This is a genomic window from Hymenobacter sp. B1770 (assembly GCF_049896385.1).
Taxonomy (GTDB): Bacteria; Bacteroidota; Bacteroidia; order Cytophagales; family Hymenobacteraceae; genus Hymenobacter.
Window position 1 is genome coordinate 1 of the sequence record NZ_JAFCUF010000035.1, and the last position, 1,257, is coordinate 1,257.

A 1,257-nucleotide genomic window follows, 5' to 3' on the forward strand; every position below is an offset into this window, starting at 1 on the left:
AACTTGCAGCAGCAGGGCCGGCGCGTGGTGATGGTAGGCGACGGCCTCAACGACGCCGCCGCCCTGCAGCGGGCCGACGTCGGCATTGCCCTCACCGAGACGCTCACCAACTTCTCCCCCGCCTGCGACGCCATTCTGGAAGCAGGCAGCTTTGGTCGGTTGGCCACCATCCTGCGCTTCGCCCGCGACTGCCGCTTCATCGTGCTGGCCACGTTTGGGCTCTCCTTTTGCTACAACGGCATCGGCCTGAGCCTAGCAGTGCAGGGCCTGCTCACGCCCATTGCCTCGGCCATCCTCATGCCAATCAGTTCGCTCAGTGTGATGGTGTTTGCTACCCTGCTGGTGCGCTACGCCGCGCACCGCCGCGGGCTGTAATCGGAATTCATTAACGATGTAGAGACGCGACCCTTCGCGTCTCCGGGACCACGCCGTTCAGACATCGTGCAAACATCATTCAACGCCGAGACGCGAACCGAAGGTCGGCGTAGCCAAGGGTCGCGTCTCTACATCGCTCACTGCCATGACCATTATTTTCCTGCTTATCGGCATCAGCCTGCTAAATGTATAGTCCCAGCGTGAGGTGGGTCGGGTCTCGGGTAAAGATAGTGGGGTTGGCCTGCCATTGGGCGCACACGAATTCGTGTGGGGTGAGCCCGCGCAAGGTCTTCAGGCGCTTGGCGTGGTTATAGGCGAGCAAAAAGGCTTGCAAGTGCTCGTTTAGCTCGTCGGTGTTCTGGTAGTGAAAGCGCTGAACGGTCGCTTCTTTGATGGTGCGGTTCATGCGCTCGACCTGGCCGTTGGTCCACGGGTGCGCTGGTTTGGTCAGGCGGTGCTCCACGCCGTATTGGCGGCAGATGCGGTCAAAACTGTGCCCACCCGGCAGGAACTGGTGGGCCTGCGGCGTGAACTGGACGCCGTTATCGGTCAGGACCGTGTGCACTTTGTAGGGCAGCTTGTCGAGCACGCGCCGCAGAAATTCAGCGGCTACGACCCGTTTGGCGCGGGGGTGCAGCTCGGCAAAGGCCACCTTGCTGGTGCGGTCGATGGCCACGAAGAGATACTGTCGGCCTTCTTCGGTCTGCACTTCCGCAAAATCGACGTGCAGGTAGCCGATGGGGTAGTCCTTGAATTTCTTCTTTGGCCGGCTTTGCCCGTCTTCGGCGAGGGGCAGGCGGCTGATGCCGTGGCGTTGGAAGCAGCGGTGCAGGGCCGAGCGCGACAAGTGCGGAATCGTGGCCTGCAGCGCATACAGGCAAT

The 1,257-nt window shown here is 61.7% G+C and carries 1 protein-coding gene and 1 pseudogene; one reads left to right on the plus strand and one right to left on the minus strand.

Features of this window, described 5'->3' with window-relative positions:
* Window positions 1-375, plus strand: a pseudogene (locus tag ACP7AJ_RS21260) (heavy metal translocating P-type ATPase); the annotation flags it as partial.
* Between the two features lie 181 nt (window positions 376-556).
* Here ACP7AJ_RS21260 and ACP7AJ_RS21265 read toward each other — a convergent pair.
* A partial coding sequence (locus tag ACP7AJ_RS21265; protein WP_426062243.1) for an IS481 family transposase occupies window positions 557-1,257 on the minus strand: 701 nt, incomplete at its 5' end.